This is a genomic window from Streptomyces sp. NPDC046859, from assembly GCF_040645135.1.
Classification (GTDB): Bacteria; Actinomycetota; Actinomycetes; order Streptomycetales; family Streptomycetaceae; genus Streptomyces.
Genome location: NZ_JBEYXR010000053.1, coordinates 1 through 5,912 on the forward strand (window position 1 = coordinate 1; position 5,912 = coordinate 5,912).

Annotated in this window: 7 protein-coding genes and 2 pseudogenes; 6 read left to right on the plus strand and 3 right to left on the minus strand. The window is 67.8% G+C overall.

The genetic code is table 11. The features are described 5' to 3' along the window. Positions 1-83 precede the first annotated feature (83 nt). Positions 84-317 (minus strand): annotated as a pseudogene (locus ABZ899_RS36295) (cytochrome P450); the annotation flags it as partial. 575 nt (positions 318-892) lie between these two features. Between ABZ899_RS36295 and ABZ899_RS36300 the strand changes: the two are divergent. Both ABZ899_RS36300 and ABZ899_RS36305 read left to right on the plus strand, forming a co-directional pair. Further along, entirely contained in the window at positions 893-1,660 is a 768-nt protein-coding gene (locus ABZ899_RS36300; RefSeq protein WP_361355153.1) for a transposase, read from the plus strand. A gap of 385 nt (positions 1,661-2,045) precedes the next feature. Next, positions 2,046-2,240 carry a ubiquitin-like domain-containing protein gene (locus tag ABZ899_RS36305; RefSeq protein ID WP_361355136.1) on the plus strand — a complete coding sequence of 65 codons (195 nt, stop codon included), beginning with the start codon at positions 2,046-2,048 and terminating at the stop codon, positions 2,238-2,240. Positions 2,241-2,421: 181 nt separating this feature from the next. Here ABZ899_RS36305 and ABZ899_RS36310 read toward each other — a convergent pair whose 3' ends face one another. Then, a complete protein-coding gene (locus tag ABZ899_RS36310) occupies positions 2,422-3,096 on the minus strand; it encodes a hypothetical protein (protein ID WP_361355139.1) in 675 nt (224 codons plus the stop codon). 75 nt (positions 3,097-3,171) lie between these two features. On the opposite strand from ABZ899_RS36310, the pseudogene ABZ899_RS36315 reads away from it, so the two are divergent. Further along, positions 3,172-3,816, plus strand: a pseudogene (locus ABZ899_RS36315) (IS5 family transposase); the annotation flags it as partial. 85 nt (positions 3,817-3,901) lie between these two features. Here the strand turns inward: ABZ899_RS36315 and ABZ899_RS36320 are convergent. Beyond that, positions 3,902-4,327, minus strand: coding sequence for a hypothetical protein (locus ABZ899_RS36320; RefSeq protein WP_361355142.1), 426 nt, complete (start codon positions 4,325-4,327; stop codon positions 3,902-3,904). A 575-nt stretch (positions 4,328-4,902) separates the two neighbouring features. Between ABZ899_RS36320 and ABZ899_RS36325 the strand changes: the two genes are divergently transcribed. From ABZ899_RS36325 to ABZ899_RS36335, 3 genes are all read left to right on the plus strand, one after another. Beyond that, positions 4,903-5,238, plus strand: a complete 336-nt coding sequence (locus ABZ899_RS36325) for a hypothetical protein (RefSeq protein ID WP_361355145.1) — start codon at positions 4,903-4,905, stop codon at positions 5,236-5,238. Continuing rightward, positions 5,235-5,681, plus strand: a complete 447-nt coding sequence (locus ABZ899_RS36330; RefSeq protein ID WP_361355148.1) for a MerR family transcriptional regulator — start codon at positions 5,235-5,237, stop codon at positions 5,679-5,681. Before ABZ899_RS36325 ends, ABZ899_RS36330 begins: the two co-directional genes overlap by 4 nt. After that, positions 5,662-5,912 (plus strand): mercury transporter (locus ABZ899_RS36335; RefSeq protein ID WP_361355151.1); only part of this gene is annotated, 251 nt, incomplete at its 3' end. The genes ABZ899_RS36330 and ABZ899_RS36335, both read left to right, overlap by 20 nt.

The window sequence follows — 5,912 nt, forward strand, 5'->3', positions numbered from 1 at the left end:
ATCTGGCCGCCCGGCATCCCGTGAGGGACGCCGGGCACCGAAGCGCCTGCGACGCTACGAGCTGAAGCGCGCTCGAAGTCAAGTCACCCGTTCAGGCGGACCGGAAGCTCGAACAGGTCGTTCTGGGTGACCACCGGCTTGTGGCGCAGCTCGGCCGCCGGGACCGCCAGGTCCAGGTGCGGGAAACGGGCGTACAGCGCGGGCAGCGCCACCCCCGCCTCCAGCCGGGACAGTGCCGCGCCGGGGCAGACGTGCGGGCCGTGGCCGAAGGAGATGCGACGGTTTTTGGTCTCCCGCGTGATGTCGAACTCCCCGGCGCCCGGGAGGTGTCGATTCCCGCACCTTGGGAGGTGTCGATTCCGCTCTCCTGGGAGGAGCCAAAAACGCAACCTCCGGAGGTTGCGCTAGAGCTACCTCCGCACTGACCTGCGGTTTTTCAGGCAACGGCGCGAAAATCGGGGCATGATGCGCCTCGATTTCCAGGCCCTCCCCTCTCAGGTGGGCGGCCGGCGAGCCGGGCAGTGTGGCTCCCCCGCCAACCTCGACGGGCCGACGCTGGGGCAACGTGACGGCGAGCCAGGAGCGGCCTCGGGGAGACGCTGGGACGATCCTCACCGGCCGATGACCTGAATCGAAGGGACAACGGCCATGTCACCGCGAGCGAACAGCGCCAACCACACATTGCTCCTGCCTTACGAGCAGTGGTTCACCGAGGGCGCGGCCGCAAGTCGGTCCGGGCCCCGCAACATCGTGGAGAGCGTGCTGCACGGGCCGTCGCCGTGGCGTCCTGCGTACGCGCGGAGGGGGCGACGCCCTGAGCGTCATGCGGATCTGCACCCGCACGCTAGAGGTTGTCCCGTAACCGGTGGGGTGGTTGGTGCGTTGGCTGGTCATGAGTGGGGTGATCTCAGCAGATGATCCGAAGTGGATCGAGCCGTTCTCTGGGCTGACCGAGGTGCAGTTCGCCAGGTTGGTGGCGTTGGTTCGGCGTCAGGGCGGTGACGTGCAGCGCGGCCGGCCGTGGCGGCTGCCGCTGGCGGACCGGGTGTTGCTGGTGGCGACGTACTGGCGAACGAACCTCACTTTGCGGCAGGTGGCGCCGTTGTTCCGGGTCTCGAAGCCGGCGGCCGACCGTATCCTCGACCACCTCGCGCCTCTGCTGGCCATCTCACCGGCCCGTCGGCCGCGCAAGGACACCGTCTACATCGTGGACGGCACCCTGGTGCCCACCCGCGACCGCAGCATCGCCGCCTCGAGCAAGAACTACCGGTACTCGACCAACCTGCAGGTCGTCATCGACGCCAACAGCCGCCTATTGGTGGCGATCGGCTTGCCGTTGCCCGGCAGCCGCAACGACTGCCGGGCGTTCACGGAGTCCGGCGTCGACCGGGCCTGCCGCGGCGCACCGACCCTCGCCGACGGCGGATACCAGGGCACCGGCCTGCTCATCCCGCACCGCAAACGACGCGGTCAGACCCACCTCAGCCCGCACCAGGAAGCGGAGAACGCCGTCCACCGCCGGGCGCGAGCCCGGGTGGAACACGCGCTGTCGCGGCTGAAGAACTCGAAAATCCTGCGGGGCTGCCGGCTCAAGGGCAACGGCGTACACCAGGCGATGCTCGGCATCGCCCGACTCCACAACCTGGCCCTCACCGGATAACCCACGCCCCATACGGGACAACCTCTACGCGCAAGACCCGCGACGCCTTGCCATGGCCGCGGCTTCAGGGCCCACGTCAGCCGCCGAACGCGGGGACCTGCTCAGCGGTCACGTCTTCGCGCAGAGCTGGTACCAGGTACCTATTCCAAGTCCGCGGTATTCGTACGCGAGCCCCGGGTGGGCTCAACTCCTCAGCTCGCCAGGGTCGTGGTCGCCGACGCTGCGGGCCTCATCAAGCGACCGAGCCCAGCACCCACGGCGGTCGGCTGGAAGCTCTCACGCAGAGCGGCTACGAACGCCGCCCGTGACGGTGTGCGGCACCTGTTTCACAGTGACTGAGCGGTGGAAGGGCTGAGCGGTACTTCTTCGTTCCTTGGAGGACTTCATGCCAGAAGCTTTCGAAGACGTCCCTGAGCCTGAGGACGACACCATCGAGGACACCGTCGACGAGACCGGGGTTGACCCCAAGGACATCGAATTGGTCATGGCGCAGGTTGGTGTGTCAAGAGCGAAGGCGGTCAAGGCCTTGAAAGAGAGCGGCGGCGACCTCATCAACGCGATCATGGCGGCCAGCGAATAGTTGGCGAGCCGCGAAGCGGTGCCAGCGTCCCGAAGCCGGAGCTCGGGAGGTGGGCGCCGCGGTGGGACGAGGGGTGGCGTTGGCTCGGCAGCCTGGGTCTGTTCTTCTGTCCCGCTTGTCCACCGGTCGTCGTGGTCGACAAGCAGGGCAGGCACGTCCCGCCGTAAACCGCCGACGCCCTTCATCCCTGCGACGGCTGGTGCGGCACGTCGGTAGGAGTGAGGTCCGGGCGAGGCCGCACGAAGCGCACCGGATGCCGGTACCGGCCTTCGTCGACTGCGGTGTCCCCCTGGAATTCGGCTAGCCGGTCTTCCGCGGAATCGAGGTGCACGGAGACCCGGACGGCTCTGGCCTCGTGGTCAAGGTAGGTGAACACCAGGACGCCATCGACCTCGACACACGGGAGGTCGTTGTCCTCGGTCTGCGGATGAAAGGTGGCATCCCGATTCGCCTGCTCGCTCTCCTCCCTTGCGGGGAAGTGGTAGTCGAGCGGCACAATGCGGGTCCGTCCACGACGGGTGATCTCCGCGGCGTAGACCTCGTATCCCTCATCGGGCTGGTTGCCGCGCTCGGGCCCGTAGTCGAGCCGCACGGCCTCGCGGTCGTCGGTGGGCGGATACTCGGGGACACCTTCCTCACCAACGAGGTTGTTCCAAACCCCACGCACGTACGTGGCGAGATCGGCCAGCGCAGAGTGTTCATCACCATGGAGTGTCACCACGTCCTCGTGGCGGTCCCAGCGGCGCAGCACCCAGGCCTTGCCCGCCGAGCGCGGGCTGATGAGGCTCACCGCTTCGGGGGAAACCTGCTGGCCGGCATGCTCGGCGAGCATGGCATCGCGTGCGCGGTTGAGCATGTCCTGCTGGTGCTGGAGAGATCGCTGGGGTCGATCTCCTCCCGCAGCTCCACAGCTGTACGCACGAGGCATTCGATGTCCAGCGGATTGAAAAGTGCAGCAATCACAGGGCTCTCCTTGAAAGGGGGCAGGGGTCCCAGGGGCTCGGAGTGGGCCCCGAATGCTCAGCCGGTGACCTCGCCTACACGAAGGACCCGGCCACCCGCGGTTCCTGGAGCTCGCCACCGTGCTGGTCGTGCCCACCGCCAACCCCGACGGCCGGGCCGATCCGCGCGACTTTCAGACTGGATGGTCGTGGGCGGGATCATGTTCCGAGTCCGCACGGATATTCCCTGGCGTGATCTGCCGGACCAGTACGGGGCCTGGAACACCGTCTATGAACGGCACCTCCGCTGGTCGGCGGACGGCACTTGGGTAGGATCCTGCGCGCCGTCCAGGACGACGCCGATCGCGAAGGACGGATCGACTGGAGCATGGTCGGCGTGGACTCGACCTCCTGCCGGGCCCATCAGCACGCGGCCGGCGCCCGCAAGGCCAGGCCGCGCATCCCGAAAACGGACAACGCCCCGGCACCACCGCCCCGACGAAGGGCTCGGATGGTCCCGGGGCGGCCTGCCCTGCAAGGTCCACCTTGCCGGTGAAGGTGGCTGTCGCCCCCTCGCACTGCTGGTGACACCGAGGCAGTGGGGCGACGCCCCGCAGATGATCGAGGTCCTCGAAGCTACCAGCAGACCGTCACGAAAGATCGAGGGTAGAGCTCTCTGCGGATGCGATCCGGGATTTTGCTGTCCCTACCCGCGACCCCTCACGTATTCGGGTTATCGGTGTACGCGCCCTTGTAGCAGGTGTCCGAGCCAGCATCATCGACGCAGGCGATCACCCGAACACCGCTGATGTTGCTTGAGGCCGCCCAGGAGCGCCCATTGCGCGTAATAGTGCTGTTATACCCCTGGTCGTTGCGCAAATTCGCCACGTCGTCCCCGTCGGGATTCAGGCCGGTGTAGACACGGATGAAGGCGTAGACGGCGTGGCTATCTCCCTTGGTGTCGCTCACGCTTTGGCTGATGTTGTTGATGGTGCAGCAGCCGCTCCACGACCAGGAAGCGCTGGCGGACACCCCTGTACCCGATGCAGAACCCGAGGCGGCGAAAGCCGTTGAGTTTGCACCGAGTACAAGCGCGGCAGCACTTCCGATAACGCCCATGGTGTACGAGATTCGCTTTGCCTTCATTTGTGTCGAAGTTCCTCTCGGTGAGAAGTTGCACGGAGCATGTCCTCAATTATCGGAACCTTTCAAGCCTGAATTAGGCCAAGAACGAGAGACGCGTGGCGCGAAAGGTGCACCGATCCAAGGCGGGTCCCCCGGTCTTGCCGCGCTTCGGCACACCGTCTGCACCAGTGAACTCGGAACATGGTCCCGTTGATGACGGTGCGGTGGTGGTTCCACCGGCCCCCACGCCCGCCCGACGACCGCAGATGAGGCTCCAGCAGCGAACACTCGCGGTGTGTCAGATCCCCCCGACGTGGGCCGTAGATGATCCGCAGCTAGGTCGCGGAGCTGCGAGCTGCAAGAGCGCCTCGAAGGCTGCCGCGCGAACCTCCGGCATGCCGAGACCCGCATCGGAGAACTCGAAGCCCAACTCGTCGAACAGCAACAGGGCGGACAGGCGGGACGCTGACGTCCTCGGAGATCCCGGAGATGTCCGGCGCTGATCAGTCGGCGACCAGGCTTGCAACCGATACCTAGGTACAGGTTTACCGTCGGAGGTGTCCCCGCCGGGGAATGCGACGACGGGAGTGATCGCGATGACTGATCTTGCGTGGGTGCCGCAGTCCTGCACGCTGCCCACCGAGGAGCGGCCCCTGCGGGTCGCGGAGTGGGACCCGCTGTTCTCGGAGCGGCTGATGTCGCAGTCGAGGCCGCAGCCGCTCCACCTGCGGCTCACCCTGGAAGGTGGCCAGGGCGTCGAGGACAGGGTCCGGGACCTGGCGGAACGCGAGAGCGGGTCCTGCTCGTTCTTCACCTTCACCACCAGCACCGCCGCGGACGTGCTCCAGCTGGACATCTCGGTGGACCAGGCGCACGAAGCGGTCCTGAACGCTCTCGCGGCCCGGACAGCCACCGCCGGGGAGCAGCGGTGAGCACGGGCCTGCGCAGTGGGCAGGTCGCCGAGGCGGCCGGGGTGAACCTCCAGACGCTGCGCTACTACGAGCGGCGCGGCCTCCTGGCCCAGCCGGAACGCAGCAACGGCGGCCATCGCCTCTACGGCGAGGACGCGGTGACCACGCTGCGGGTGATCAAGGCCGCCCAGCGGCTGGGATTCACGCTGGAGGAGGTCGCCGAGCTGCTTGAGGCCGGCGGCCACCGGCACGGCCGCCCCGTGCCGGGACTTCAGGAGCGGGCCGCGGCCAAGCTCGCCGAGGTCGACGCGAAGATCGCCGACCTGACCACCATCCGCACCGCCCTGGCCACGGCCGTCGAGGCGGGCTGCGACGACCTGACCGTCTGCGCCTCCAGCACCTGCTGCCCCATCCCCTTCACCGACCTCGCCGAGGAGAACCGTCATGCCGGACCCTGCTGCTGACCCGCGCCCGAACCGCACCTCGAAGGCGCTCGGGAGCCTGGCCGCACTGGCCTGCGTGGCGTGCTGCGCGCTGCCCGTCCTGATCACTGCGGGCGTCGTCGGCGCCGGGGCGGGCGCGGTGGTGGGCTGGCTGCCAGCCCTCGCCGTCGTCCTGGCCGTACTCGCCGCCGGGACCTGGTGGCTCGGCCGGCGCCGCGGCTCCTGCGCCTGCTCGTCGAAGGGTGCAGGTGA

Bases quoted from the DNA above. Each gene is read 5' to 3' on its own strand.
- ABZ899_RS36305 (WP_361355136.1), top strand. From the start codon at position 2,046: ATGCCAGAAGCTTTCGAAGACGTCCCTGAGCCTGAGGACGACACCATC.
- ABZ899_RS36300 (WP_361355153.1), top strand. From the start codon at position 893: ATGAGTGGGGTGATCTCAGCAGATGATCCGAAGTGGATCGAGCCGTTC.
- ABZ899_RS36310 (WP_361355139.1), bottom strand. From the start codon at position 3,096: ATGCTCAACCGCGCACGCGATGCCATGCTCGCCGAGCATGCCGGCCAG.
- ABZ899_RS36325 (WP_361355145.1), top strand. From the start codon at position 4,903: ATGACTGATCTTGCGTGGGTGCCGCAGTCCTGCACGCTGCCCACCGAG.
- ABZ899_RS36320 (WP_361355142.1), bottom strand. From the start codon at position 4,327: ATGAAGGCAAAGCGAATCTCGTACACCATGGGCGTTATCGGAAGTGCT.